Here is a 26,237-nt window from a genome sequence, read left to right on the forward strand (position 1 = left end):
TCGTCCCAGCGAAGGCTGGGACCCAGACTCGCCAGCCTGACACCGCCCGCAACACTTACTGGGTCAGCGGAAACAGCAAAACAAACTCCGTCCCATCGGAATCACTCCACACCCGCACCTCCCCCCCATGCGCCAACATGATCGACCGCACAATCGCCAACCCCAACCCGCCGCAATCACCCGGCTGCGCCCGCGACGGATCGCAGCGATAAAACCGCTCAAACAGATGTGGCAAATGCTCGGCGCCAATGGCGGGCCCAACGTTATGCACACTCACCGCCACGTGCTCACCTTCACGGCGCGTAGCCAGAGTAATCGGCTGCCCCGGCGCGCCATACCGCAAGGCATTGGCCAGCAAATTCGCCAGCGCCCGGCGCAGCAAATCCGCATCGGCCAGCAATTCCCCGACCGCCTCATTGCACAACACCACGCCACGCTCTTCCGCCATCCCCTCGAAGTACTCGCACAGCTGTTCACCCAGCGCGTGCAAATCGACCGCCTGCAACGTCAACGCCGCCTGCTCGGTGCGCGCCAGAAACAACATGCTGTCGATCATCCTCGCCAGCCGCTCGTATTCCTCCTGATTCGACACCAGCACATCCTCATACACCGCCAGCGTGCGCTCGTGCTGCAACGTTTGCTGGGTATGGCCCATCAGGTTGCTCAGCGGCGTGCGCATTTCGTGGGCCAGGTCTTCGCAGAAGCGCGACAATTGTCCGAAGCCTCCTTCAAGACGCGCCAGCATGTGATTGAGCGCCTGGCTCAGCGCCTGCAGTTCGGCAGTGTTTTGGTACTCATCCAGGCGCAGGTGCAAATGCTGGCTGTCGATGGCCGCCGTGCGCTGCGCCAGTTCGCGCACCGGGCGCAGGCCGCGTTGGCTTACCAGCCAGCCTAGGGCGAAGGCCAAGAACATGCCGCACCCCAACGCCGCCGCCAGCTTGAGGCGATACGCCGCGAGCATCTGTTCGCGCTCGCTGAGCAATTTGCCGGCGATGAGGGTGAGCCGTTGTTCGCCGCGCTGCATGTCCTGCCACGCCAAGCGCAGCGGCGCGCCGCTTGGGTCATCGGCCAGCTGTGCGGTGTCAGCGGCGGGCAGTGCGGGGCGAGGCAGGCCGGGTGGGTTGATTTCGATAAGCACCTGGCCGGCGCCATCCACCACCCACAACAGATTGTCGCGATTGCCCAGCATGTTCTCGTACAGCTGGGGCCGTTCGCGCAGCACTTCGATGCTGCGGCTGTCGGTCAGAATCGCCTGCATACGCTGCACCCGGCCGAGCAGCGCCTGGTCATCGCGCCAGGCAATTTCCTTGTGCAGCGCGTGGTACAGGTAGAAGCCGATGGCGCCCAACAGCAGCACACTCACCAGCGCAAACATCAGCGCCAGCCGCACGCTCAGCGCGCGCGGTGCCCAGCGCTTCATGGCTGAACCGCCAGCGTGTAACCCATGCCGCGCACGGTGTGGATAAGTTTGAGGGTAAACGGATCGTCCACCTTGGCGCGCAAGCGGCGGATGGCCACGTCCACCACATTGGTATCGCTGTCGAAATTCATCTGCCACACCTGCGAGGCAATCTGCGCCCGCGACAACACCTCGCCCTCGCGGCTAAGCAGCAAATGCAGCAGGGCGAATTCCTTGTTGGTCAACGTCAGGCGCTGGCCTTGGCGCGTGACCTGGCGGCGCAGCAAATCCAGGTGCAAATCGGCCAGCAAAAACTGCTCGACCTCGCGCGGCGGGCCACGGCGCAGCAACGTACGCACCCGGGCCAGCAGCTCGGCGTAGGAGAACGGCTTTACCAGGTAATCGTCGGCGCCCAACTCCAGGCCTTTCACCCGGTCTTCCACCGCATCGCGGGCGGTCAGAAACAGCACCGGGGTTTGCTGGGTGCGGCGGATGATCTGCAGCAGCTGCCAGCCATCGATGCCCGGCAACTGCACATCCAGAATGATCAAATCAAAGGCGTGTTCCTGCGCCAGGTGCTGGCCGTCCAGGCCGTTGAGCGCCACCTCGACCAAATAGCCCGACTCACTCAGCCCCTTACGCAAGTAATCGGCCGTTTTTACCTCGTCTTCCACCAGCAGGATGCGCATCGGTTTCTCCACCACAAGCGCACAAGGCTAGGCGCTTCTGCGCGGTTCTCCCATTACAAATTCGTAATGCAGGCGTAATCGGCCCGTGGGGCAGGGCAGCGCAGCATGGCCGCCACTTGCCATTGAACGGACACCGCCATGCTCTCGCGACTTGCTCCCACCACCTTGTTTGCCCTCACGCTCAGCGCCGCCACCATGGCTGCCGACGCGCCGCCCGTGGCGCAACGTGCCGACATCACCCTGGGTTTGGCCAACCAACTGCTCAACACCGCCATCGCCAGCTGCCACGCCCTCGGCCAAACCGCCGTGGCCGCCGTGGTCGATCGCGGGGGCAACCTGGTGGCGCTGCAGCGTGACGACAACGTGGGCCCGCACAACACCGTGGCCGCGCAACGCAAAGCCTTTACCGCGCTATCGACCAAAACCGCCACCAGCACGCTCGCCGAACGCGCCCGCAGCAACCCCGACGCCGCCAACCTCACCACCCTCAACGAGCTGCTGCTATTGGGCGGCGGTGTGCCGTTGCGCGTGGGTGACCAAGTGATTGGCGCCATCGGCGTAGCCGGCGCCGGTGGCAGCGCCAATGACGAAACCTGCGCGCAAAAAGCCATCGCCCAACACCTGCCTACTCAGCCGTAAAACCCAGGAGCCTCACGATGAACCGCCTTACCTCCCTGCTCGCCAGCCTGGCCCTCTGCGCCTTCGCCAGCCTGACCCATGCCGCCGACAACCCGTTGAGCGTGCACGTACTCAACCTGCAAGACGGCCTGCCGTCCGCCGGCGTGCGTGTCACCCTCGAACAGCAAACCGGCACCACCTGGACCCTGCTCAACAGCGGCAGCACCAACGAACAAGGGCGTATCCCGGCTTTGTACCCCGAAGGCAAGGCGCTGGAAAAAGGCACCTACCGCGTCACCTTTAAAACCGGTGACTGGTTCCGTAGCCACAACGCCGCCACGTTCTTCCCGGAAGTGCCGGTGATGTTCAGCGTGGACGGTGCCGTGGCGCACTACCACATCCCGCTGCTGCTGAGCCCGTATGGGTTTTCGACTTATCGCGGCAACTGAGTGGCGCCGCGCCGATAAAAAAAACCCGCCAAGTGCGGGTTTTTTTGTGGGGGGGCAACGTGCGGCCTGCTCTCTGGTTTTATCCGACATTCTGGATCCCAGCGTGCGCTGGGATGACGGAGGATTTGGTCGAGAACACCGTCGTTCCAGAGTCTTCAAGGGATCGATGCGTGCAAGGACGATGCCTGGCTTACACGATCGGCACAGCCCTACGCAGCTGCTTGACCTTGTACATCTCGCCATCCGCCAACTTGATCGCCTCATCGGCGTCCACGCCTTCAGGCAGCAACGCCACCACACCGACGCTGGCGCCGGCATAGCGCAGCTCACCATTGCCCAGTGCGTAACTGCCGATGGTCGCCGTGGTCAGCCGCTGTTGCAGATGCTCAGCCGCCTTGCGCATGGCCGCCGGCAACTCGGCCTGTTCCACCTGCACCCCCAACGCCACCACTACAAACTCATCGCCGCCGGTACGCCCCAGCACATCGCTGGCGCGCAGGCAGTCTTTGAGTCGAGTCGACACGCCCTGCAAAAAGGTATCCCCGGCCTGATGCCCGTAGGTGTCGTTCACTGCCTTGAACCCATCCAGGTCCACCACGCCCACCAGCACATAGCGGTTCTCCCGCCGCGCCAACGCCAACACGCGCCGCACCTCGCTGAGAATGGCCCGGCGGTTGTACAAGCCGGTGAGCGAGTCGGTGAGCGCCAGGGTGCTCAGCTCGGCGTTGGCGGTCTGCAAACGCTCCACCAACGACTCGCGCTCCAGCGAAAAGCCCAGCAGCCCCGACAGCAGCAGCAACATCGGCTCCACTTCCGGCGAACGGGCTACCTGCGAGGCACTGGCCGCGCAGACCGTGCCGATCACGCTACCGTCCTGACCGCGAATCGGCGCACTCACATACGTGCGAATGCCCAACGCCTGCGCCGCCTGGGAATCGCCCCAGCACTCGGAAACGTTGTCCGAGAACATGCGGTTTTCATCCAGGGCGCGTTTGCACAAGGTGTCTTCCCACGGCACCACCAGGCCCTCGGGAATATTCATCTCACCCACATTGCGGGCGAACTCGATGCGCTGCACGCCCTGCTGCAGGTCGATGGTGGTGAGGTACGTGGATTCCATGCCAGTGACGCGGTTCAGCAGCGTCAACAACGGGCGGGTAAGTTGTTCGACCGTCCTGGCCTTTGGCACGGTTTCCGATAAGAACGACAGGAGATGGTCCATGGCGAGGCTCGGTACTGGCTGGCTACACCCATAGTGATAGCAAAATACCTACATTCTGGATAGCAGAAGGCCGACAGGGTGTGCGGTATTTCTCGCCCAGCCAGCGGTTTTTGCCAGGGTGTGCCACCGTACAGACACGTGCCTACGGCCCAGCGCAGGCTAGGCCGTGCAACTCACGCTAATGCGTGGGGGCGAGTTGGCGGAGGCCACCGTGGATAGAACCGAGAACGATCGAACGAAACCGCCGGGTAATTGGAGCGATGGCGTGCGCGAGCCGCGGGCTGTTTTGAGCCCGGAGCCTAACCGCGATCTGTTGGGCAAGCCGGCAAAAACGCCGCGTAAGCCGCGCGTGGTGGAGCACCGCGCGGCGAATCAACCGTTTGTTGATGAGATCGAGGCGGACGTATGAGCACCTCGGCCATGGCGGTGCTCAAAGGCAGCTGGCAGGTGCTCAAGCGCACGTGGTTCTTTATCACCGAAAGCGACCCGCCGGAAAAACCCAAAGGCGGTATCCGCATCTTCGCCCGCACCAAAACTCGCCCCCCGCATGCCACCGCAGAGCCGCCGATTACCGAGCGTTAAACCTCACACGCCCGATACTCGGCACCCCCGGCCGCCTTGGCCCGGTACATGGCAGCATCGGCGCGGGTGATCAGCCCTTCGAAGTTACGCCCGTCCCTTGGATAGAAGCTGATGCCCACGCTGATATGGGTGGCAATGCGGTGCTCGTCGATATGAAACGGCTGGTCGATGGTGTTCACCAACTGGCTGGCCAAGGTGCTGGCCACACTCGCGCGGTCGAGGTTGTTGATCAGAATCGCGAACTCGTCGCCGCTCAGCCGTGCCACTACATCGGAACTACGCACCGCACGGGTCAAACGCTCGGCCACGGCCATCAGCAGCTTGTCGCCGCAGGAATGGCCGAGGGTGTCGTTGATGGTTTTGAACTGGTCCAGGTCGATAAACATCAAGGCCAGCAGGCCGTGATGGTCGGCGGCCTGGGCGATGGCCTCGTGCACCAGGTCGGTAAACAACGCGCGGTTGGGAAGGCCGGTGAGGTCGTCGTGGTACGCCAGCCAGCGCACTTTGGCGTGCTCTTTATCCAGCGCCGTGGCGCTGTGCAAGATGGTGATCAGGTGGGTGACCACGCCGGCTTCGTTCAACACCGGCGATACCGCCTGATGCACCCGGTAGCGGCTGCCGTCCTTGCACACGCCGGCAAACTCGCCGTGCCATGGGCTGCCCGCCAGCAGCGCCTGCAACTTGGCCTGGTGCACCGCCAGATTTTTGCGCGTGCTTAACGCCGGCAGGGCCAATTGGCCCACCAGCTCGCGGCGGGTGTAGCCGCTGAGAATGCTGGCGGCGGTGTTGCACCACAAAATCACGCCTTTTACATCGCTGATCAGAATGGCGTCGGTGGCGGCTTCGAAGCTCTGGCTGAGCAAGCGCGGCGGCAGCGATTTCATGACGACCTCCCTGATCCGCAGACAGTCACGATGCGCTTCTTTCCAGGTTCGCAATAAGCGTCATGCATGGATTCGTCGCCGATTGAGCCAAGTGGAAAAGCCACAATGGCGCGCCACTAAAGACGCGTCGGTGCGGTATCCCACTTAGTACGCTGGTGCCGACGGCGCGCAGATAAACCGCACCTCATGCGCCCGGCCATCGTCGTGCAGCTCAATGTAATCGCCGCTCTGCCCCTCGCCATCGAGCCACAGCGCCGCCGACTGACCCACCTGCTGCACCACCTCAATCCCATACACCGCCGCGCCAAACCGATAGCGCAGGCTAAAGCCCGGCCAATCAGCCGGCAGAACCGGCGCCATGCGCAACGTGTTGCCCGTGCGTTGCAGCCCCAGCAACGACTCGACGATCAGCCGGTACATCCAGCCTGCCGAACCGGTGTACCAGCTCCAGCCGCCGCGCCCGGCATGGGGCGCCACGCCGTATACATCGGCCGCCATTACATAGGGCTCGACCTTGTACACCGCCATGGCCTCGTCGCCGCCGTGGTTCACCGGGTTGATCAAACGCAGCAACTCCCAGGCCCGTTCGCTATCACCCAAGGCGGCAAACGCCATGCTCGCCCACACCGCTGCGTGGGTGTATTGGCCGCCGTTTTCCCGCACGCCGGGCACGTAGCCTTTGATATAACCGGGGTCGAGCGCGCTTTTGTCGAAGGGCGGATCGAGCAACTGCACCAGGCCCAGATCACGGCGCAGCAAGTGTTGCTCCAGCGCATTCATCGCCATATGTTGCCGGCTGCTGCTGCCGGCGGTGGACAGCACCGACCAGCTCTGCGCAATGGAGTCGATACGGCACTCCTCGTTGCTGGCCGAGCCCAGCGGCGTGCCGTCGTCGAAGTACGCGCGGCGGTACCAGCCGCCGTCCCAGCCGTGTTGCTCCAGGCTCAGGCGCAGGCCGGCGGCGTAGGTTTCGCAGCGCACCGCAAACGCTTCATCGCCTTGCAGGCGCGCGGTCGGGGCGAACTGCAGCAGCACGTGGTAGAGGAAAAACCCCAACCACACACTTTCGCCCCGGCCCTGTTCACCGACCCGGTTCATGCCGTCGTTCCAATCGCCGCCGCCCATCAGCGGCAAGCCATGCACGCCTTGGGTCAGGCCATGTTCGATGGCGCGTACGCAATGCTGATAGAGGCTTTCCTGCTCACCGGCGTGGGTCGGCAGGTCGTAATAACTTTCTTCGCCGGCATTGAGCAGCCGCCCGCCGAGGTAGCTCACCGATTCATTGAGCACGCCCTGGTCGGCGGTCACCCGCACATAACGGCTGGCGGCCAGCGGCAGCCACAGGTAGTCGTCCGAGCAACTGGTGCGCACCCCACGGTTTTGCGGCGGGTGCCACCAATGCTGCACGTCGCCTTCGATAAATTGATGGCTGGCGCACAGCAACAAATGCGCGCGACAGGCCAGCGGGCTGGCGTGCAGCATGGCCATGCTGTCTTGCAGCTGATCGCGAAACCCGATGGCGCCGCCCGATTGGTAATAGCCACTGCGCGCCCAGAAGCGGCAGGCGATGGTCTGGTACAGCAACCATCCGTTGACCAGCACATCGATATGCGGCTCCGGCGTTTTGATCTGCACCGCGCCCAACGTGCTTTGCCAATGGGTGCGCACCTGGGCGAGCGCCTGTGCCGCCGCGCTGGCGCCGCGAAAACGCTGCGCCAGAGCAAGGGCGGCGGAGCGGTCGATGGCGGCGCCGAGGCGGAAGGTCAGCTCCTGGCTTTCGCCCTCGGCCAACTGCAACTCCACGCGAATCGCCGCGCAGGGGTCCAGCCCGCCGCCGGTGCGCCCCGACAACCGCGCCCTGCTCATCGCCGCCGGCGCATTGAGGTTGCCGTTGCGGCCGACAAACTCCGTGCGATCACCACTGATACTGCGCACCGGCGCATCTACATCGAAGAAGCCGACCCGGCCGGGAAACTCGATGGAAAACGCATTGCGCGCCAGCAGCGCGCCACTCTGCGCATCCTGTTCGGTCACCACGTGCATGGCTGACTTTTCTCGCAAGTCGCCCAGCACCCAGGCCACATAGCCAGTCGCCGACAACCGCCGGCTGCGGCCACTGGTGTTGCGAATTTTCAGCCGGGAAAACTTCACCGAAGCATCCAGCGCCACATACACCCACAGCTCACTGTGGATGCCGTCTTCCTCATGCTCGAACACGCTGTAGCCAAAGCCATGGCGGGTGACATACGCGCCGGTACCAGCACGCGGCAGCGGAGTAGGCGACCAGTACTGGCCGCTATCTTCATCGCGCAGGTACAAGGCCTCGTCGCTGCCATCGGCCACGGGGTCGTTACGCCACGGGCTCAGGCGAAACTCATGGGCGTTTTCCGCCCAGGTGTACGCGCCGCCGCTTTCGCTGATCACCGTGCCGAACTGTGGGTTGGCCAGCACATTGGCCCACGGCGCCGGGGTGCTGCTGCCTTGGGCGAGGTGAATCACATACTCGCTGCCATCCGCGCTAAAGCCGCCATGCTGGTTGCTCAACAGCAACGGTGCACGCGGCTCTGGCGCGCTGGTCAGGCGCCGCGGGCGACGCATCAGCCCCGCATCAAAGCGCGGCAGCGGCGTTTCGGCGCGGCGTTTGTGGATCTGCTCGGCCAGGCTGCCACGGCTGTCGCTCAGCACCAGGCGGGCGACGGCGAGCATCAGCAAGCGGTCCTCGCTGGACAGCTGCTGCGCCGGTCGCACAAAAATGCCGCCGGGGCGGTCCACCAGCGCCGCTTCGCTGCCGGAGGTAACCAGCGCCATGATCAAATCCTGCAACTGCTGGCGGTAGCCGACCTGGTCTTCGTTCCAGATCACCAAATCCACCGCCAGCCCTTTCTGCCGCCAGTACGCATGGGCCTGCACCAACTGACGCACCAGCTCGATATTGGCCGGGTCGGCAATCTTCACCAGCACAATCGGCAAGTCGCCAGAGATAGCCTGGCCCCACAAGCCGGACTGGTTGCGCTGATTGCCGGTGAGCACATTGGCGTCGGCGCGCAGCGAGGCGTTGGCATACACAATCGCCGCGGCCATCTGCTCGAACAAACGGGCGTCCGACAGCGTGGCATTGAGCTGACGCAGCAGCACTTGGCTGTGGGTCCAGGCCAGGCCAAACACCCGGTCGGCCAAGTGCTTGTCGCGGTATTTGTCGATCAACTGCAAGCAATGCTCGCGGCTCTGGCCCATGCCCGTTACCAGGTCGATGGTGGCGGTCTGGCCGGGGTCCAGGGTGATGCGGCAACGAATCGCCACCACTGGGTCCAGCACCGAACCGGCGCTGCCCGACAGCCGCTCGCTGCCGCTATCCATCGCCGCCGGACAGCTCAGGTTGCGGCCGCGACCAATAAAACGGGCGCGGTCGGTTTCATAAGAAATGGCCTCGATATCCACGCCATGGGCCGCCAGCAAATGGCACATCCACGGCACCGGCTCATGGCTGGAACGCGGCCGCCGGCTGCACAAAATTGCCTGCAACGGCAGGAGCAATTCGGTCTGCACAAACAGCTTGCTGAACGCCGGGTGCAAGGCATCGGCGGTGGCCGGGGCGAGCACCACTTCGGCATAACTGGTGAGCTCGATGGTGCGCCGCACCCGCGCGCGGTTGGTGATATGCAAGCGGCGCAGCTCGATATCGTCTTCCGGCGACACAACGATTTCCGTGTGCGTATCGAACTCCCGCTCGCGCACGCGGAACTCGGCGCGGGCGTCGGTGAAAATCGCTTCGTAGCTGTCTACCGGTTGCAGCGTGGGCTGGTGCGCGGTGGACCAGAAACTGCCGCTGGTGATATCGCGCAAATAGCAAAACTGGCCGAGATTGTCGCTGCTGATGTCCTCGTGCCAACGGGTCACCGCCAGCTCATTGCAGCGGCTGTACCCGCCGCCGGCACTGCTCACCATCACGTGATAACGGCCATTGGAAAGCAACTGCACGGCCGGGCGTTTGCGGTCGGGGTCGGTGTACACGCGCAGCTTGGTTTCGGTTTCCCGCGCGGCGGCATCGGCCACCGGCGCATTGGCCGCGTGCAAATACTGCGCGGCAGTTTTTGGCACCCGTTCCTGCAACAGCAGGGCGGTGGCCTTGAACTGCGGGTCGGACTCAAAGCGCCGCTGCATCGGCCGGTCGAGCAGCACATAGGCGAGGGCCAACAAACTCATGCCCTGGTGGTGCGCCATAAACGACTGCACCACCGCCTGGCTCTGGCCACGGGGCAAGCGCGCCGGGGTGAAGTCCACCGCTTCATACATGCCATAGGCGCCGGCCAGGCCCATACCGGCCAGACGTTGCAGGTTTTTGCACGCCGCTTGCGGCGCCACCATCAAGGCCAGGGCGGAGGCGTAGGGCGCCACGACAACGTCCTCGCCCAGCCCGCGCTTAAGCCCCAAGCCCGGCACGCCAAAGGCGCGGTACTGGTAATTGAAATGGGCGTCGAACACGTTGTACCCCGACTCCGACACGCCCCACGGCAAGCCCAACTGGTTACCGTGCTCAATCTGCCGCGCCACGGCTGCATTGCAGGTCTGGTCCAGCAGGGTGCCGGCGTAGGTGGGCATCACCAACTGCGGCATCAGGTACTCGAACATCGAGCCGGTCCAGGACAGCAACACCGGCTCGCCGCCATTGCTGGTCAGCAAGCGGCCGAGGGTAAACCAGCCTTCCTGCGGCAACTGGCCCTGGGCGATCACCACAAAATTGGTCAGCCGCGCTTCGGAGGCGAGCAGGTCGTAGTAGGCGCGGTCCAGGCGGTTTTCGTCGGCGTTGTAGCCGATGGCAAACAGGTCGCGGCTGGACTCATACAGAAAGCTGAAATCCATCTGCGCCAGGTCGCCGGCCAATAACGCCAGGTGCTCGGCACTGGCAATCCGGCGCCGTGCATAGCTACACACGCTGGCCACCTGCGCCTGCTGCTGGGGCGGCCACAGCTCGCTTTCCAGCTGCGTAAACTCAGCCCAGGTACGGGGCAATTGCGCCAGGCGCTTGTCGCTGGCAACCGGCAAGCGCACATCGGCCAACTCGCTGCACAAGTCATTGCAATGGCTTAGCAGCAGGCTCAGCCACTGCTCGGCGTCACTGCTGGCCGGCGGCGGGTGGTTCTCCCAGACCGCTACGGCTTGCTCGAACAGACGGTTAACGCATTGCCAGGTGTCTTCCAGATTGTCGGGCGGGTTCTGCGCGATGGCGGCCAGGGTGTGTTCCAGCGCCGCAAGCGGCGTCTCGGCCAAGCCGTCCTTCAGCCAGGCGGCTTTCAACACCGCCAAGGTATCGCCCAGCCCGGTAAACAGCCGGGGCCCGAACAGCGGCTGCGTGGGCAATTCATTCAGCCCGGCACGCAGGGTGAGCAGCAGGCCGGCGAGGTTGCCGCTGTCCACCGTCGACACATAGTGCGGCGGCAGCGGTTGCAAGGTTTGCGTGTCGTACCAGTTATAAAAATGCCGGCGATGACGCTCCAGCCCGGCCATGCTGGTCAGCGAATACTCCAGGCGCAGCAGCAGGCGCGTGGCGCTCAAATAGCCGAAGTCATAGGCCGCCAGGTGCGACACCAACGCCATGCCCATATTGGTCGGCGAGGTCCGGTGCGCCACCACGGCAACCGGTTGCTCCTGCACATTGTCCGGGGGCAGCCAGTTATCCACAGGGCCGACAAACTGATCGAAAAAGGCCCAGGTCTTGCGCGCCAGCACGCGCAAAAACAGCAACTCATCGCGGCTCGGGGTAAACACCGAGCGTTGACGTGGCCGGCTCAGCCACCAGGCGATGCACGGGCTAACCCACCAGAGCAGCAAAAACGGCGCGGCGACCACCAAGGCAAAGGGGCGAGTCACCAACAGCGCCGCTACCAGCGTGCTCACCAACGGCGCCGCCCACATCAGCCGGTACAGGCCGAGCACGGTATTGCTCGCCGAACGCTCCACCTCCCGCGACGGGCTCCACTGCAACAACCGCCGATGACTCACCGCCATGCGCCACAACGTGCGGCCAATGGCATCCAGGCTCAGGGCGGTTTCGAACGGCAGCCACACCAGCGCCAATAACGCCCGGGCAAAGTGCAGGGTGGCGGCCCACCAGGTCACGCGCAGGTGCTGAACCAGCGGAATGTCATGGGCCTTGCGCAGCAACTCAGCAGCGAATTCAACAGCGGCTGGGTGAGCACCAACACCAGCACGGCGAGGGTCCAGGACAGCACCGACTCCAGCGCCACCCAGCCCCACACCAGCATCAGCAAAAACGCCAGCGGCTCCAGGCTGCGGCGCAGGTTATCGAACAGCTTCCAGCGCGCTAGCGCATCCAGCCGCACGCGTTGCGCATCACGGGCAAACACGCGCGGCAACAGCCACGGCAGCAACTGCCAATCACCGCGTATCCAGCGATGGCGGCGCTTGGAGTCGGCGCTGTAATGGGCCGGGTGTTCTTCATACAACTGCACATCGCTGAGCAGGCCGGAGCGTGCGTAGCAGCCCTCGATCAGGTCATGGCTCAGGATGCAGTTATCCGGAAAGCGCTCCGCCAGGGCCAGCTCGAAAGCGTCCACCGCATAGATACCCTTGCCGATAAACGAGCCTTGCTGAAAGAGGTCCTGATACACGTCGGAGACAGCGCGGGTATACGGGTCTACCCGGCATCACTGCCAAACAACTGCGCATACAGCGAGCGCGCCACGCTGGGCAGGCTGATGCTCACCCGTGGCTGCAAAATGGCGTAGCCGGCGGTAACGCGCTGCAACGCCGCGTCGAACACCGCCTGGTTCAGCGGGTGAGCCATGGCGCCGACCAACTGGCGGGCCACGTCGCGGGGCAGTTGGGTGTCGGTGTCCAGTGTGATGACATAACGCACCGTGGGCAGCTCATGAATAGCGCCCACAATCAGCGCAAAGCGCTCCAGCCCCTGACCACGCAACACCGCATTCAGCTCGGCCAACTTGCCGCGTTTACGCTCAAAGCCCATCCACACGCCTTCGCTGGCACTCCAGCGCCGAGGCCGATGCAACAGGAAAAAATACGGCGCACCGGCTGCCGGGTACTGAAGATTCAGCGCCTCGATCAACTGGCCGGCCAACTGCAACAACGCCGCGTCGCCGGGCACTACTTCGCTGGCGGCGTCCATAAAATCGGTGAGCAACGCAAAGTGCAGATTGGCATCGCGGTTCGCCAGAAAACGCACCTCCAGCCCTTCCACCAACTCCTCCACATCGCGCACCGAACCCATCAGCGTCGGCACCACCACCAGCGTGCGCGCGTGGTCGGCAATGCCTTCGCTGTAATCCATACGCGGCAACACATCCGGCGCCACGGTCAGCGTGACCAGCCAATTGACCAACCCGATCGCGAGGCGGCTGGTCATCACCAACGCCGCCGCGCCCAGCAACCACATGCCCGCGCCGCCCAACCCCGCCAGGTGCGCCGTATGCAAAAACGGCCAGGCAAACAGCACACTCAACACCACTACCGGGGCGAGAAAAAACGTAAGCGGCGCCCGTTGCAACAACCGCTGCCAGCCTTCGCTCAGCGTGCTGCGCGCAGCCAGCTGCCGCTCCAGCAGCGGCCGCCCGCGATCCACCAGATAAAAACCCACATGCGCCTTTACCCCCGGCTCAGCGACTTCCGCCGGGCTGGCCTGCGCCAACGCCAAGGCCGCGCGCGCCACCTGCTCCTCGCTCTGGCCACTGTTCCTGGCCACGCGTTCGATCACATGGCGATAGTGGTCGCGGGTCGCGAAATCCATATTGCCGTATACCCCGGCCGGGTCGCTGCGCAGCACCTCTTCCACGCGGCTCAGGCGCTCGACAAAACTGCGCCAATCAGTGGCCGCCAACACCCGCAAACTGCGAATGCTATTGCCCACCGACACCTGCTCGGCCGCTTGCTGCTGAGCATCCAACTGCACCAGCCGCTCGATATTCAAACCGCCCTCGGCCAGCACCTGCTCAATCCAATTCAACGGCAAAATCAACGCCGCACTTTGCCCCTGCAGCCGCCTGGCCAACTCCGCTACAAACGAACTGGTCATCGGCGGTTGCGAGCGGGCCATATCGGCCACCGTCAACACCACGCTCTTGGCATCCTGCTCCACGGTTTCGCTCAGGCGGTCGGCCCAATCATTGGCCAGATTGCGATCCGCCCAGTTAGCCATCACCCGCGACGCAACGCGGCGCAGATTATCGATGAGCGCCAGGCGCAGCATGATGGGAATGGCCCACAGCTCACCCAGCGTGAGCGGCTCCACCGACTGATACGCCTGCAAAAAACGCGTAAGGCTTTCGCTATCAATCCGCCCATCGCCATGGGAAATGGTTTCCAGAGCAATGTCATACACCCGCGGCAAACCCTTGCTCGGCCCATGGGCCAGACGCGGCAACTCGCGGCTATAGCCACGTGGCAAATGCTTGCGCGCGGTGCGAATCTGTTCTTCCACCAGATAAAAATTATCCAGCAACCACTCCGCTGCCGGCGTGGCACGGCGGGTGGCCGGCGGCACCTCGTTGAGCAAGGCACAACTGCGCGCCAGCAAGGTCTCGTTTTCCGTAAGCCGGGCCAGCAAGGTATCGGCGCTGGCGCCCTTGGCCAGGCTGTGATCGGTCGCCAACTGATGGCCGTGGTTAGCCATTTGCTCCGTGCTGAACAACTCGGCGCGCAGCACCGGTTCATATTCAAACTTCAGCGCAGACGAGCGAAGAGGCGCGAGTACGCGGTTCCATAGACTGTTCATCAATTCCTTGGCGACCACGCTTAAAGCGAACGGCGTGGCCGTGATGAAGAGCGACGCCAATGGGCATCGCGAGGCGGGCCGAAACCCTGAAGACGGCAAAGCAGACAGCGCAGGCGGGGGCGCCTTACCGGCTTGCAGTGTGGGCGCGTGGGGGAGGGCTGTATGTTCGGTAGCGCACATAGCGGGGAGGGGGCGTTTGCAGGGCCGGCCAATCGAGGCTGAAGCCTCTCCCACAAACAGCTCGGTCCCTGTAGGAGAGGCTTTAGCCTCGAGCTTTTGATCTACCGCTTGTGATCTACCCGCCCCTTTAGCGCCAGGCCGAGCGGAGTCGTTGCGTAAGGGGTCGTAGCGGCCGGGAGCCGCGCAGAGGGATGGGGCCATGGATGGCCCTCAGCCCGGCCCCTGGAGCGACGACGGAGGGAGGGAAGTCGTAGCGCAGCGCAGACCCCAGGTAGGGGCAAGCCTTTTTGGTTTCTTTTTCGGCGACTGGAAAAAGAAACTCGCGCGTAAGGCGCGAAACAAAACGTTCAGCACACGCGGTAATGACCAGGATCGCCGCACGAAATACTGCCGCCAGCATGGGTTTCGCTCCGCTCTACCCATCCCACAAAGCGCGGTATCAGCTCAGCCGCGGCGCATGCAGATACGGCAACAACCTATCCGTCTCCCGCCGAACCACCCCATAACACTCACAACTCAACCGCTCCAACTTGGCCCGGTCCAACACCGTGATATGCCCCCGGCTGTACTCAATAACCCCCAGCCGCTGCAACTTGCCCGCCGCATCAGTCACCCCCTCACGGCGAACACCCAGCATATTGGCAATCAACTCCTGCGTCATAACCAACTCATTGCCCGGCAACCGATCCAACGACAACAACAACAACCGACACAACTGCTGATCAATCGAATGATGCCGATTGCACACCGCCGTTTGCGACATCTGCGTAATCAACGCCTGCGTATACCGCAACATCAACTGCAACAACTCACCATGGCGATTGAACTCATCCTTCAACCGCTGCCCCGGCAACCGAAACGCCTGCCCCGCACTCTGCACCACCGCACGGCTGGGCGTGCTTTCCCCGCCCATGAATACCGCCACCCCAATCAACCCCTCATTACCCACCACCGCAATTTCCGCCGAGGCACCGCTCTCCATCACATACAGAAGCGAGACGATGGAATCAGTCGGAAAATACACATGCCGCAGCGCCCCGCCCGACTCATACACCACCTCACCGAGCGTCAAGGACACCGGCTCCAGGTGCGCAAACAACCGCTGCTGCACCTCTTCAGGCAAGGCAGCCAGCAAATGATTACTCAAAGGCGAAGCGGGAGCGGGGGGCGATACCGGAGACATGACAACCACCTGAGTGAGAAACACGCTGGCCGTTGCCAAGGTGGTTGCAGCACCGAACGGCGGGTGTGCAGAGCATGAGACTACGCGCAGGGCGATAGCTCCGGTTTGTTTCCAGACGACATGTGCGTGCTACCAGCCCGGCGACTAACAACCGGGCCGGATGACCGCAACGGCAGCTACGTTTTTTGCGGGGAAGGTTTGAGCCGATGCCAGCGCAGGTAGGCCATTCACTGCTTCGGTACAACCCCCAACGCCATGAGCACAAAGCCCGCGGTCGCCATCACCCAGACCACCGCGCCAGGCACCACGAACAACCAATTCCAACCCGAAAAACTATCGTTGCTCGCGCCCGCCGTTTCGCCGCTGGCCAGGTTGGCCTGGCGCTGCATACCAATCAGCGGCAGCACTTTTGCCACCATCACCAAAGCTATCAACGGCATCGCCACCAGTTGCGGCCACTCCCCATACCGCTGCAGGCCATTGAGCACCCAACCGACCACCACCAGCCCGACCAACCAGGTCGGCGCCGAGTCATACCGCCACGACGGCCGCTCCATCGCCATCAACCGCTTGCTCATCAGCGCAGACAGGCTGTGCAGAAAGAAAACATAAAACACCCCGCGCGCCGCCGGTATCACCCGATAGCCCGCGCTATGACGCTGGCTAAACCACTGCTTGAAGCTCCAATACAGCGTGTAATAACCGAAGGTGCACAGGTGCAACACACAGAGCTTGCGGATGGAGGTTACGAAAAAAGGCGGGCCGAACGGGGTGAGGGGTTTGTCGATGAGTTCGGCTTTGGGGGCGTCGTAGATGTTTTCCATAACCACTCCTTGGTAATGCGCTGCAAAGGGAAGGGCAGCGGTGGTGCTGCGTGGGCAGACAAATAAACGGGCATCCGTGCAAGGTGCTTAGTGTCGGGGGTGGGGAGGGTGGAAATCAACCGGGTGTTTGTTCGTTGAATAGACGGCGGCTGCTCAAGCTTAGTCCAGAGGGCGCGTTGGTTTGAAGCGTTCAGCAGATCCAGCATGGCTCTGTAGCGAGCCGGTGACACCGCGTAGAAGGCTGGCTTGTTTCGATGAATGACCACGACAGCGATACCAAGCCGAGCACGCCACGCCAACAAAACGTGGTCTGCTCGACCGACCGCCACTAAGGGGTGACGGTCGACGGCTTGTTGGCAAACGTCTGCAACGTCGTAAACGCCTTGCTCGAACAGCCCAACGCCGCCGCTTGTTGCACATGTTCGCGGGCCAACGCCTTGTCGTGGCCAACCTCCCGGTCGGCCAACCGATAAAACCCTTCGGCGCGGGTTTCATCCAGCGTCAGCAACGGCGGCTGGCTGGCTTGCACGCGTTCCAGCAGGCTGAGGCTCTCGTCAAACGGGTCGAGCTCGCGTTCAAAACACTCCGGCATGCGCAGGGCTTTCAGCGGGTAATAAGCCGCGTACGGATCGGCACGGGTGATCGCCACCGCCAACTGTTGATAAGCGTCTTCTGTCGCCTTGAGCACAGCAGAGAAGTCGCGGACATCGCTCGGTCCCGCGCAATACTGGCTTTGCCCCAATGCCGCAATAAACAGCCCGCTGGCGGCTGCCTTGCCGACCAACTCGCAGGCTTGCGCCTTGTACACGTCGCGCTGCGCCCGCTCTTGGAGGGCTTTGAACGCGAGCATTTTCGCAGCGGTAAATTGGGCCGGTGCAAAACCCAGATCGACAGCGGCCTGGAGCTGCTGCGGATACTTGATGGCAAGCTCGCCCAACAGGTCGGCCTGCTTCGCCTTTTCTGCCGGCGGCAGCTGCTTCGCTTCCTCATCGCTGACCGCACTCATGGCCGCTACCAACTCGGCAAACTGGTTGCCCGTTTCCATGGCCAGGCGATACTCGGCGGCGCCGGCAGGTTCATCGGCAAGGCAGCACGAGGCAAATAGCGAAAGGCCAAGCCACAGGCAGGGCAACAGCGTGCGATCCATCACGGTACAGCTCCTATAAAACGCAACGCCCCGCAACAGGCGGGGCGTGGGGAAGGGCGGGTAGTGTCGGCGGTGGCCAGGGTGAAAATCAACCCGGCGCCGCAGTTCCGTAGGTTGCGGTTGAGCGCAGCGAAGCCCAACATTCAACCAGCGTTCGATATCACCCACGCCCCATACAGGGTCAATGTCCACATCAGAACACCCACTGCCACCCAAAACACGTTGCCCAAAGAAATGGCGCTGTTCCGGCTAGCTGTCGGGTCCAGGCTGGCGACGTTGGCGTAGCGCTGGATGGTGACCAGGGGCACCAACATCAAACCGGTGAAGGCCAATGGCACGAACAGCGTGTAAGCCAGCGCGTCTGGGCTGCCGGTGAGCTGCGCAAGCGAAGAGCACAAACCGAGGGCGACAAAAACGGTAGCTATTCCTTTGTAACGCCATGTCCCGAGATGACGTTCGGCCAAGCGACGGGCAATCAAACTGCACAAACTGTGGAGGTAGAAAATCAGGAAACAGGTACGCGCCAACGGCCATATCCGTTTACCCATACTCTGCCGCTGACTCGCCCATTGCTTGTACATCCAATAGAACAGATAGCCGCCCATGGTGGCGATATACAAAAGGCACAGCTTGCCAATCGACGTCACAAAAAACGGTGCAGCCTCGACGGCTTCATTACGGTCGACCAGAACGGCCTCGGGTGTTCGATAAACGTTTTCCATGCGGAACTCCAAAATGCGCAATACGCCAAGCGGCTGCGTGGCGAGCTGCGAATTTTTAGCGCCTGGACCTGTTGCGCTGCTAACAGGCGGTTCCCACAACGGACGGTTACACCGGCTAGGCGTGTGTCATACGCCGACAGGCTCGCCTGGCCATAGGGCATGGGTTGCCAACGGGGTTTGCCTACAGCGTTCGTTGCTGTAGGCAATTGCTTGAAGCTGCACTGCTAGAGCGTTACTAAACATCGAGGCCAGAGGCCTTATGTTTTTTGTAGGAGAGGCTTCAGCCTCGAGCTTTTGACCTTTAAGGCCTGCGCGTTTAGAAGGTGGACGAGTTGATCGCCGCTCCGCTGGAACGCAAACCCCGGAAAACAAAAAGCCCCGCATCGCGAGGCTTCGTATTGAAAAAAGGCGCCCAACGTCAACTCACGCGCCTAACCTGTAACGCCCTTCAGCCATTCACCGACTCAACCGGCGCCTTCGGCTCACGCGCGGCCTTGGCCATACGTTGTGCCTGGGCGAGAAAGAGCGGGTCTTGCTGGTGACAGGCGTCTACCACCGCACGGGTCATTTGCGTGAGGTACTGCAGCGCGGCGTCGGTGGCCTCGTCATTGGCCGGCTCACGGCTTAGCACCAAGGCTTCGATACAGCCCAGCAGCGTGGACGCCTGCTCCAACGCCAGCTCAACCGGCACACCGGCATTGACCGAAAACAGCTTGAGCTTTTCGACACGGCAAAAGGAGCGTTTTTGGGTGACAGCGGTAGCGAGTGCATTCATGGCAGTAACTCCATGAGAGTGGGAAGGGTGAAGCGGTTTGGTGTTGCGATCTGGGTGTGGCATTTCCGTATACCTCTACTTGATAAGTTCTCGACTTAGGCGCCAGGAGGTAAGAAACCCAAGTAGAAGGCCGGACATATTTCCCTTTCGGGTCTTGTATTCAGTCCACTCCCGGCATGAAGAGGTTTTTAGTGCCCACGGGGAAAATTGTAGGCAATAAAAAGCCGCATCTGTCGGGAGCGGTAGGCCGCTACTTAGCGTTTCTTAGGCGCCGGGGACGGACGTTAAGAGGGACGGAAAACAACGGCAACGCAGGCATTGCGCCAGTAAATCGCCAAAAACTTTTTTAGGAAGTGAAGCCAGCCAAGGTGCCACACGGCCTTGGCGTAGTGGCACTGAAAAGGGCCTATCCGGTTGCCTACAAATCCTTGGGCAACCTCCAACGCAGAGGGTTATCGCGCCGATGCCGTCAGGCTCCTGGTTTTTGCTTCTTGCACCGCCGCCTGCAACGCCGCCAACGTGACCTTGCCCGCCGGAAACTCAAACACACCGCTTTCAGCCAACGTATAAACGCGCTCGCCCGTGTTCAACGTGAGCTGCACAAACGCCAGATGCTCCGACCAAGAGCGATAACGCCGCGTCATAAAAATCGCATGCCGGGACGTCACCGAACGCACCTGCGTAAGCGCAATGCGGCGATTGCTGTGCTCACTCGCCACCACCAACTCATCGCCATGCACAAACACCGGCGTGCAGCGGGAAACCACCACCCACTCCCAGCCAAAGCGCCACAGCATCACAAAAATCGCCAGCGACAGAACCTTGGCCTCCGTGTTCGGCTTCTCCAACAGAGCGAACACCGTCATCACCCCAATCGCCGCGAGGCAAACCAGCGTGATCAAGCGATAGAAATGCACCTTGTGGATTTCGGGAAGGGTGAGAAGGCGAAGGTCCATGCGCAGAGTCCTAGGGGGTGTTAGAGGCGACGCGCCAATTGGAACAGACAACGGCGCTCGCCACGCAAGCAAAGCCCAAAACTGTGGCACAGCCCCTATTTCTAACGGCCTACAGGCCGGCTGGGCTATCATCCGCGCCCACTCATTTACGGTTAAGTCCACAGGTCCTCATGCCCGGCAACGCCCTCTACACCGACCTGTCCGGTTACTACGACCTGATGTGCGCCGACATCGACTACCGCGCGCAAAGCCACAGCGTGCACCGCATCCAACAACTCTTCGGCAACGGCGGCATCCGCCACCTGGACCTCGCCTGCGGCACCGGCCCCCACGTGCGCCACTTCATCGACGCCGGCTACCAAAGCGCCGGTCTCGACATCAACCAACCCATGCTCGACCGCGCCGCCGCGCGCTGCCCCGAAGCGCATTTTTCCGCCCAAGACATGTGCGCCTTCACCGTGAGCAAACCGGTCGACCTGATCACCTGCTTTCTCTACTCCATCCACTACAGCGGCACTATCGACCGTCTAAAAGCCTGCATCGCCGCCGCGCACAGCGCGTTGGCCGCAGGCGGCGTGTTCTGCTTTAACGCCGTGGATAAAAACACCATCGACAACGCCTCGTTCGTCTCCCACACCGCCACGCATGACGGCAGCCTGTTTGGGTTTAGCTCGGGCTGGAGTTATCCCGGGGAAGGGGAGCGGCAGTCATTGAAGCTGCGGATCGAACGCACACAGGCGGGTGAAACGCAGGTGTGGCACGACGAGCATCCGATGGTGGCGGTTAGTTTTGTGGAACTACAGGAATTGCTGGCGCCGTACTTTGAGGTGCAGATGTTGGCGCATGACTATCAGAAGTTGGTGGAGTGGGATGGGGTGGCGGGGAATGGGTTGGTTGTTTGTGTGAAGAGGTGATCTCTAACTAATGCTTAAGTGTTTTGAAGTTGGCGATGCTAATTTATGAACAATGCCAGCTTTGCTCAAAAGTGTTTCAATACACCAGATTTGTAAAGTAAGACTAAAAACGACATGGAGCAGATTAAGGTAATCACGTTCCATTGCAATAACGCCAATTTCTTCTTCAGTGCTGTCGGGAATTTTCTAATGTCCTCGGCATTAATCATTCCATGTTTTAGGTAGACGTTCGGAAATGTCAACACGCCAGAAATTCCACCGACTAATAGCAGCATCCCCCAAGGGCCGCCATGCTGCAACGGCGCGATCTTAACAATGGAAAAACTGTTGCTAAGGTGGGCAAGCATTAGGTCCATTTTTGTATAGCCAATGCGCAACGCGATCCCAATCCAAATAAATTCACCGATGATCACCAGTCCACAAAGAATTCCGACAATGTTTTCAGCAATGGTCATGTATATATATCCTTCACCAAGGTTCTGGCGCGACGAGACCTGGGTAACAAGAAAATGATGCGCAGCATAGTAATGACTGATCACTGCAGAAGCGTCAGCTTACGTTTGTCCGCAACGTTCAAGCTCATTTCGTTCAAGATCCTCAAAGATATAATTCCACCAACGACAGCTATCGCAACCCAGGTAGGCCACTCGTCGATAATTGTTATCATTGATGTCTCACAATGTGAATTTCATATCCACTACTGCAGTAATAACTAGCCATGCACCACTCCCCAGCATTAGCCATGTAACTATTTTAAGCTGGCGCTTAAGGTGATTCGGAAAGTTTTCGTAATCAGTAGGGCTTAGTTCGCCAATCCGAATAAAAGTGTTTGGCATTAAAATCATTCCCGAGATTTTTGCTATTACTAACATTGCACCAATCCAACCTTGCGCTCTTAGGATAGGCGCCCAAGTGTAACTGAAACGGCTGTTCTTCAATGAACTTATCATTGAATCCAAGTGTCGATAATTTATGTACAGGTTGTACGTCATTCCAATGGCTATCAATACAAACGGACCGCCGTTAAAAATTAGGAATGCCCAGACGGGCCAGCTTTTGGTCATGGTTGCGATGTCTGATATAGAACTTCGCCGAAAGCCTCTCCTCGTTGACCACCCACCACACCACCGGCACCTGCGCCAGCACCCACAATGACGCCGGCACAAATAACGGCTCCCAGCGTGAACGTTGGGATACCAATCGCGACACACAAAGGAGCCGCTACAACGCCGGCGGCCCATCCTCCGATAGCGGCGCCAGCGGTCGCCCCAGTAAATTTTCCTCCTTCTATAAACTTGATTCTCTTACACGCGGCGCCGGGATCATCGCGGCACACTTCCTGAACAGCTATCACTGTCGAGACACCCCCGATAGCAATGCCGATGTAGCCACCCATTGCCATATAAGCCGCCGCACGACTAAATGCTTTTATATGAGTTGCATACCCTGGAATTTGACCAGGTGCGCCGGCCTGGTTCCAGTTATGCACCAGACTCTTGCTGGAAATGCCCAGCGCCGTTTTAAGTTTCAGGTGATCGCCCAGGCTGGTATAGCCACGTAGCCGAGTAGAGTTCAGCAGGTGGGCATCCAACTGGGCGAGCAAGAGCTTACGTTGGGCGAAGAACTGCGGCGATTTTAGGTGGCCGTGTTGGCGGTAACTGTCCTGATGCAGGCGTTCAATGGCTTGCAAGGTGTCACGCAGATTACTTAGGTGTTTTTCCAACACTGCGGCGGTAACACCAAGCCAAGTTGATGTTTGACCAGTGAATGCGGCGATTTCAGCAGCGTGGCGAAACAGGAACTCCGCCTCGTCGGGCGTCAATGGCTCCAACGCTTCGTTTACCTGCACGGCAGCCTGCATCATCAACGCTTCCTGATACATGCAGGAAGTGTTGCGAGGATCGCTAAGCACAATCATCGACCCCGCCTTAACCTCGCCAGCCCCAGGATTAAGCGCCCTAAATTTGCGCATCACCGCCGGGTCGGGCTGAGGAAAAAGCGTGGCCTCCAGTGCCTCGCGACTCATGCTTTTAGGCACCACGTAAAAGCCAGGCTCCTGATGCTCCACACCGCTAAACGCAGCGGGGGGCGGCGCATTTGAAGGCTTGAACGCCGATTGCTGCGCCGCTGCCGGGCGACTGCTTTCTGTTGGGGGAGGCGGTTGGGTAAATGCTCTGGGCGCAGGCGGTGCTTCGTCTTCGTGGTAATAGCGGGCACCGTGCTGAGAGGCGATCAAGCGGGCTTTGCAGGGGCACATGCTCCAGCTATCCAGCGTGCCTGCCACCAGCTTGCCGTGGCTTTCGATAAAGCCAACGCCACCGGAAATTTTGTAGATCTTCCCGTCCTTCCCGCACGTAACACGGTCACCTTCGCGGGAATGGAGCATGCCGAACATATTGATCCTGGCATCCCCATCCAGCACGACCCCGCCGCAGGTGGTTTTGTCACCCCGCACAATGAAAAAGCCTTCCCTCATGGCTTAGCCCTCCATAGCAGGCAGGAAGTCTTCGGGTACCGGCGCGTCTTTTCGCACTACATACAAAGCCCCTTCCTGAGGCGTGTTGATAATTTCGTCGTCATTGCTAAGCCGGCTGCCCACCACGGCGATATGGCCATTACGTTGCCCGGCCGCGGTGATGATGTGCGCCTGGGTGCCGTCGGCGTACTCCACGTAATCGCCTTTGCGCGCGGCCCTTACTTGCTGCCCATCCACATTGAAACTCAGCGGCGACGAACCGCGTTTAATCACGCCGCCATCTCGCGTTTGGCTGCCCTCGGCGGCAATGCGGTAGATGGCAATGGGGGGATGGGCTTTAAGAAATTCCTGGTCCTGTTTCATGCTCGACAAGCCGGGCTCAAGAACATCGACCAAGCGCTTGTCATCGAGGCGCCAGTCGTCGAGCGTGCAGTGGTATTCGGCGGAAACGTCGTTGGTGAACAGCAGCGCGAATGACGTATTCATTGGTGGGTTCCTTATCCATTGGAGGGCTCGCTACTTCTCCGTTTAACTCGTCCACAGCGACACGCTGATTGCGCATCGAGCGGCGGATGTGAGGTGGCGAATAGCTGGCCAATACGATGCAGATAAGGCTGTTGCAAAAAAATCAGATGGTTCTGAGAGGGGGAGTTTCAAACGGCGTAGCGGGAGGGCGGTTTCGGCTACGGGGGAGGGGACCGTTGCGGCAAAAACGCGTTGAAGGCGTTTTAAGGTTCTATTTTGAATAGGCTTTTCAGGGGCAAAAAAAAGCTGCCCTAAGGCAGCTTTTTAGCGGGTCTCGAGGGTCAATCCCAGCTCAACGCCCCACCAGTCTGATACTCGATCACGCGGGTCTCAAAGAAGTTCTTCTCTTTCTTCAAGTCCATGATCTCGCTCATCCACGGGAACGGGTTAGTGGTACCTGGGTACTCTTCCTTCAAACCAATCTGCGACAAACGACGGTTGGCGATGAATTTGAGGTAGTCCTCCATCATGGCCGCGTTCATGCCCAGTACGCCGCGAGGCATGGTGTCGCGTGCGTATTCGATTTCCAGTTGGGTGCCCTGGAGGATCATCTGGGTGGCTTCGTCTTTCATCTGGGCATCCCAGAGACTTGGGTTTTCGATTTTGATCTGGTTGATCACGTCGATACCGAAGTTCAGGTGCATGCTTTCGTCGCGCAGGATGTATTGGAACTGCTCGGCGGTGCCGGTCATCTTGTTGCGGCGGCCCATGGAGAGAATCTGGGTGAAGCCGCAGTAGAAGAAGATGCCTTCCAGTACGCAGTAGTAGGCGATCAGGTTGCGCAGGAATTGACGGTCGGTTTCCGGGGTGCCGGTTTCGAATTTCGGGTCGGAGATCGAGCGGGTGTATTTCAGACCCCAGCTGGCCTTTTTAGCGACCGATGGAATCTCGTGGTACATGTTGAAGATCTCGCCTTCGTCCATGCCCAGCGATTCGATGCAGTATTGGTAGGCGTGGGTGTGAATCGCCTCTTCGAAGGCTTGGCGCAGGATGTACTGGCGGCATTCGGGGTTGGTGATCAGGCGGTACACGGCCAGCACCAGGTTGTTGGCAACCAGGGAGTCGGCGGTGGAGAAGAAGCCGAGGTTGCGCATTACGATGCGGCGCTCGTCTTCGCTCAGGCCGTCATTGCTCTTCCACAGGGCGATGTCGGCGTTCATGTTTACTTCTTGCGGCATCCAGTGGTTGGCGCAGCCGTCGAGGTATTTCTGCCAGGCCCAGTCGTACTTGAAGGGTACGAGTTGGTTGAGGTCGGCACGGGCGTTGATCATCTGCTTGTCGCCGACGTGTACGCGGGCGCTGGTGCCGGCCAGGTCGTCCAGGCCTTCCTGGATGTCGAGGTCGTTCAACGAGGCTTTGGCGCGGGCTACGGCGTCGGAGTCGTTGGCGTCTACGGCGCGTGCTTCCTGGGCTGCGTTGCCGCCTACCTGATTGAGCTTGTCGAGGCTCATGTCGTTAACAGTGGCGGTGGTGTTGGCGGCGGTTGTTTCGGCGCCGTCTTCTTTGTCGAATTCGTCCCAGCTCAGCATGGTGTTTGCTCCCGCTTTGGCGGCCGTGCGCCTGGGGCGGGCGGCCTGTATGGATTTCAGTCTAGTTCGCTGCTCGTGCACACAAAGCAATGACTGACTTTTGGTTTTATCCAGCTCGGCGATGGGTTGCCGGGTTGGTGAGTTGTTCTTGGGGTTTGTGCGGCTCCCCGGCCGTAGTGCTTGTCGGTGTTGGGGCCAAACGGTGGGTTTGGCTTGAGATTCTGGATCCCAGCCTGCGCTGGGATGACGGGGTTTTAGACGTCTATCACCGTCGTCCCAGCGGATGCTGGGACCCAGATTCCCGAGGAGATTTACGATCCCCGCTTACCTACGTTAAAGCTTGAGAGTCTGGATTCCCGCCTGCGCGGGAATGACGGGGGAGGGTAAAGAACCTCCGTCATCCCCGCGCAGGCG

General features: G+C 60.9%; 19 protein-coding genes and 1 pseudogene. 5 read left to right on the forward strand and 15 right to left on the reverse strand.

From position 1 onward, the window contains the following. Nucleotides 1-55 precede the first annotated feature (55 nt). The gene (locus AC0V2S_RS16595) at nt 56-1,420 is read right to left on the reverse strand and encodes a heavy metal sensor histidine kinase (protein ID WP_475510693.1); all 1,365 of its coding nucleotides are present in this window, start codon (nt 1,418-1,420) and stop codon (nt 56-58) included. Then, a complete protein-coding gene (locus AC0V2S_RS16600; protein WP_475510694.1) occupies nt 1,417-2,088 on the reverse strand; it encodes a heavy metal response regulator transcription factor in 672 nt (223 codons plus the stop codon). Before AC0V2S_RS16600 ends, AC0V2S_RS16595 begins: the two co-directional genes overlap by 4 nt. Nucleotides 2,089-2,226: 138 nt before the next feature. Between AC0V2S_RS16600 and AC0V2S_RS16605 the strand changes: the two genes are divergently transcribed. Then, on the forward strand, nt 2,227-2,727 hold the full coding sequence (locus AC0V2S_RS16605; RefSeq protein WP_475510695.1) for a GlcG/HbpS family heme-binding protein: 501 nt from the start codon (nt 2,227-2,229) through the stop codon (nt 2,725-2,727). A 17-nt stretch (nt 2,728-2,744) separates the two neighbouring features. Next, entirely contained in the window at nt 2,745-3,155 is a 411-nt protein-coding gene (gene uraH, locus AC0V2S_RS16610) for a hydroxyisourate hydrolase (RefSeq protein WP_475510696.1), read from the forward strand. 190 nt (nt 3,156-3,345) lie between these two features. On the opposite strand, the gene AC0V2S_RS16615 is transcribed toward uraH, so the two are convergent. Continuing rightward, nucleotides 3,346-4,377: a GGDEF domain-containing protein gene (locus AC0V2S_RS16615; RefSeq protein WP_475510697.1), complete on the reverse strand. Its 1,032-nt coding sequence runs from the start codon at nt 4,375-4,377 to the stop codon at nt 3,346-3,348. A gap of 265 nt (nt 4,378-4,642) precedes the next feature. Here AC0V2S_RS16615 and AC0V2S_RS16620 point away from each other — a divergent pair, with 265 nt between their 5' ends. Both AC0V2S_RS16620 and AC0V2S_RS16625 read left to right on the forward strand, forming a co-directional pair. Further along, the gene (locus AC0V2S_RS16620) at nt 4,643-4,786 is read left to right on the forward strand and encodes a hypothetical protein (RefSeq protein WP_475510698.1); all 144 of its coding nucleotides are present in this window, start codon (nt 4,643-4,645) and stop codon (nt 4,784-4,786) included. Next, the gene (locus AC0V2S_RS16625) at nt 4,783-4,959 is read left to right on the forward strand and encodes a hypothetical protein (protein ID WP_475510699.1); all 177 of its coding nucleotides are present in this window, start codon (nt 4,783-4,785) and stop codon (nt 4,957-4,959) included. The genes AC0V2S_RS16620 and AC0V2S_RS16625 overlap by 4 nt, the downstream gene beginning before the upstream one ends. On the opposite strand, the gene AC0V2S_RS16630 is transcribed toward AC0V2S_RS16625, so the two are convergent. The 8 genes and pseudogenes from AC0V2S_RS16630 to AC0V2S_RS16665 all read right to left on the reverse strand — a co-directional run bounded on the left by AC0V2S_RS16630 (nt 4,956) and on the right by AC0V2S_RS16665 (nt 20,379). After that, entirely contained in the window at nt 4,956-5,843 is an 888-nt protein-coding gene (locus AC0V2S_RS16630; RefSeq protein ID WP_475510700.1) for a diguanylate cyclase domain-containing protein, read from the reverse strand. The two genes, AC0V2S_RS16625 and AC0V2S_RS16630, sit on opposite strands and share 4 nt — an antisense overlap. A 144-nt stretch (nt 5,844-5,987) precedes the next feature. Next, nucleotides 5,988-14,592, reverse strand: a pseudogene (locus AC0V2S_RS16635) (glycoside hydrolase family 94 protein). 619 nt (nt 14,593-15,211) lie between these two features. Then, the gene (locus AC0V2S_RS16640; RefSeq protein WP_475510701.1) at nt 15,212-15,955 is read right to left on the reverse strand and encodes a Crp/Fnr family transcriptional regulator; all 744 of its coding nucleotides are present in this window, start codon (nt 15,953-15,955) and stop codon (nt 15,212-15,214) included. Between the two features lie 227 nt (nt 15,956-16,182). Next, nucleotides 16,183-16,779, reverse strand: a complete 597-nt coding sequence (locus AC0V2S_RS16645; RefSeq protein ID WP_475510702.1) for an MFS transporter permease — start codon at nt 16,777-16,779, stop codon at nt 16,183-16,185. 328 nt (nt 16,780-17,107) lie between these two features. Continuing rightward, nucleotides 17,108-17,926 carry a hypothetical protein gene (locus AC0V2S_RS16650; RefSeq protein WP_475510703.1) on the reverse strand — a complete coding sequence of 273 codons (819 nt, stop codon included), beginning with the start codon at nt 17,924-17,926 and terminating at the stop codon, nt 17,108-17,110. 143 nt (nt 17,927-18,069) lie between these two features. Then, entirely contained in the window at nt 18,070-18,648 is a 579-nt protein-coding gene (locus AC0V2S_RS16655) for an MFS transporter permease (RefSeq protein ID WP_475510704.1), read from the reverse strand. Between the two features lie 448 nt (nt 18,649-19,096). Beyond that, entirely contained in the window at nt 19,097-19,423 is a 327-nt protein-coding gene (locus AC0V2S_RS16660) for a DUF3077 domain-containing protein (protein ID WP_475510705.1), read from the reverse strand. A 452-nt stretch (nt 19,424-19,875) separates the two neighbouring features. Next, a complete protein-coding gene (locus AC0V2S_RS16665; RefSeq protein WP_475510706.1) occupies nt 19,876-20,379 on the reverse strand; it encodes a hypothetical protein in 504 nt (167 codons plus the stop codon). A gap of 170 nt (nt 20,380-20,549) precedes the next feature. On the opposite strand from AC0V2S_RS16665, the gene AC0V2S_RS16670 reads away from it, so the two are divergent. Beyond that, the gene (locus AC0V2S_RS16670) at nt 20,550-21,293 is read left to right on the forward strand and encodes a class I SAM-dependent DNA methyltransferase (RefSeq protein ID WP_475510707.1); all 744 of its coding nucleotides are present in this window, start codon (nt 20,550-20,552) and stop codon (nt 21,291-21,293) included. 65 nt (nt 21,294-21,358) lie between these two features. Here AC0V2S_RS16670 and AC0V2S_RS16675 read toward each other — a convergent pair whose 3' ends face one another. The 4 genes from AC0V2S_RS16675 to AC0V2S_RS16690 all read right to left on the reverse strand — a co-directional run bounded on the left by AC0V2S_RS16675 (nt 21,359) and on the right by AC0V2S_RS16690 (nt 25,823). Then, a complete protein-coding gene (locus AC0V2S_RS16675) occupies nt 21,359-21,748 on the reverse strand; it encodes a hypothetical protein (RefSeq protein ID WP_475510708.1) in 390 nt (129 codons plus the stop codon). Nucleotides 21,749-22,353: 605 nt separating this feature from the next. Beyond that, nucleotides 22,354-23,769: a PAAR domain-containing protein gene (locus AC0V2S_RS16680; protein ID WP_475510709.1), complete on the reverse strand. Its 1,416-nt coding sequence runs from the start codon at nt 23,767-23,769 to the stop codon at nt 22,354-22,356. Between the two features lie 3 nt (nt 23,770-23,772). Then, complete coding sequence (locus AC0V2S_RS16685; RefSeq protein WP_475510710.1) at nt 23,773-24,255, reverse strand: hypothetical protein; 483 nt, start codon at nt 24,253-24,255, stop codon at nt 23,773-23,775. Nucleotides 24,256-24,575: 320 nt separating this feature from the next. Continuing rightward, on the reverse strand, nt 24,576-25,823 hold the full coding sequence (locus AC0V2S_RS16690) for a ribonucleotide-diphosphate reductase subunit beta (protein WP_475510711.1): 1,248 nt from the start codon (nt 25,821-25,823) through the stop codon (nt 24,576-24,578). Nucleotides 25,824-26,237 lie beyond the last annotated feature (414 nt).

This window comes from Pseudomonas sp. CC11G, assembly GCF_056174845.1.

Coding starts and splice junctions, on each gene's coding strand:
- AC0V2S_RS16600 (WP_475510694.1), bottom strand. CDS start 2,088: ATGCGCATCCTGCTGGTGGAAGACGAGGTAAAAACGGCCGATTACTTG.
- AC0V2S_RS16640 (WP_475510701.1), bottom strand. CDS start 15,955: ATGTCTCCGGTATCGCCCCCCGCTCCCGCTTCGCCTTTGAGTAATCAT.
- AC0V2S_RS16645 (WP_475510702.1), bottom strand. CDS start 16,779: ATGGAAAACATCTACGACGCCCCCAAAGCCGAACTCATCGACAAACCC.
- AC0V2S_RS16625 (WP_475510699.1), top strand. CDS start 4,783: ATGAGCACCTCGGCCATGGCGGTGCTCAAAGGCAGCTGGCAGGTGCTC.
- AC0V2S_RS16630 (WP_475510700.1), bottom strand. CDS start 5,843: ATGAAATCGCTGCCGCCGCGCTTGCTCAGCCAGAGCTTCGAAGCCGCC.
- AC0V2S_RS16595 (WP_475510693.1), bottom strand. CDS start 1,420: ATGAAGCGCTGGGCACCGCGCGCGCTGAGCGTGCGGCTGGCGCTGATG.
- AC0V2S_RS16655 (WP_475510704.1), bottom strand. CDS start 18,648: ATGGAAAACGTTTATCGAACACCCGAGGCCGTTCTGGTCGACCGTAAT.
- uraH (WP_475510696.1), top strand. CDS start 2,745: ATGAACCGCCTTACCTCCCTGCTCGCCAGCCTGGCCCTCTGCGCCTTC.
- AC0V2S_RS16665 (WP_475510706.1), bottom strand. CDS start 20,379: ATGGACCTTCGCCTTCTCACCCTTCCCGAAATCCACAAGGTGCATTTC.
- AC0V2S_RS16685 (WP_475510710.1), bottom strand. CDS start 24,255: ATGAATACGTCATTCGCGCTGCTGTTCACCAACGACGTTTCCGCCGAA.
- AC0V2S_RS16605 (WP_475510695.1), top strand. CDS start 2,227: ATGCTCTCGCGACTTGCTCCCACCACCTTGTTTGCCCTCACGCTCAGC.
- AC0V2S_RS16675 (WP_475510708.1), bottom strand. CDS start 21,748: ATGACCATTGCTGAAAACATTGTCGGAATTCTTTGTGGACTGGTGATC.
- AC0V2S_RS16615 (WP_475510697.1), bottom strand. CDS start 4,377: ATGGACCATCTCCTGTCGTTCTTATCGGAAACCGTGCCAAAGGCCAGG.
- AC0V2S_RS16690 (WP_475510711.1), bottom strand. CDS start 25,823: ATGCTGAGCTGGGACGAATTCGACAAAGAAGACGGCGCCGAAACAACC.
- AC0V2S_RS16660 (WP_475510705.1), bottom strand. CDS start 19,423: ATGAATGCACTCGCTACCGCTGTCACCCAAAAACGCTCCTTTTGCCGT.
- AC0V2S_RS16670 (WP_475510707.1), top strand. CDS start 20,550: ATGCCCGGCAACGCCCTCTACACCGACCTGTCCGGTTACTACGACCTG.
- AC0V2S_RS16650 (WP_475510703.1), bottom strand. CDS start 17,926: ATGGATCGCACGCTGTTGCCCTGCCTGTGGCTTGGCCTTTCGCTATTT.
- AC0V2S_RS16680 (WP_475510709.1), bottom strand. CDS start 23,769: ATGAGGGAAGGCTTTTTCATTGTGCGGGGTGACAAAACCACCTGCGGC.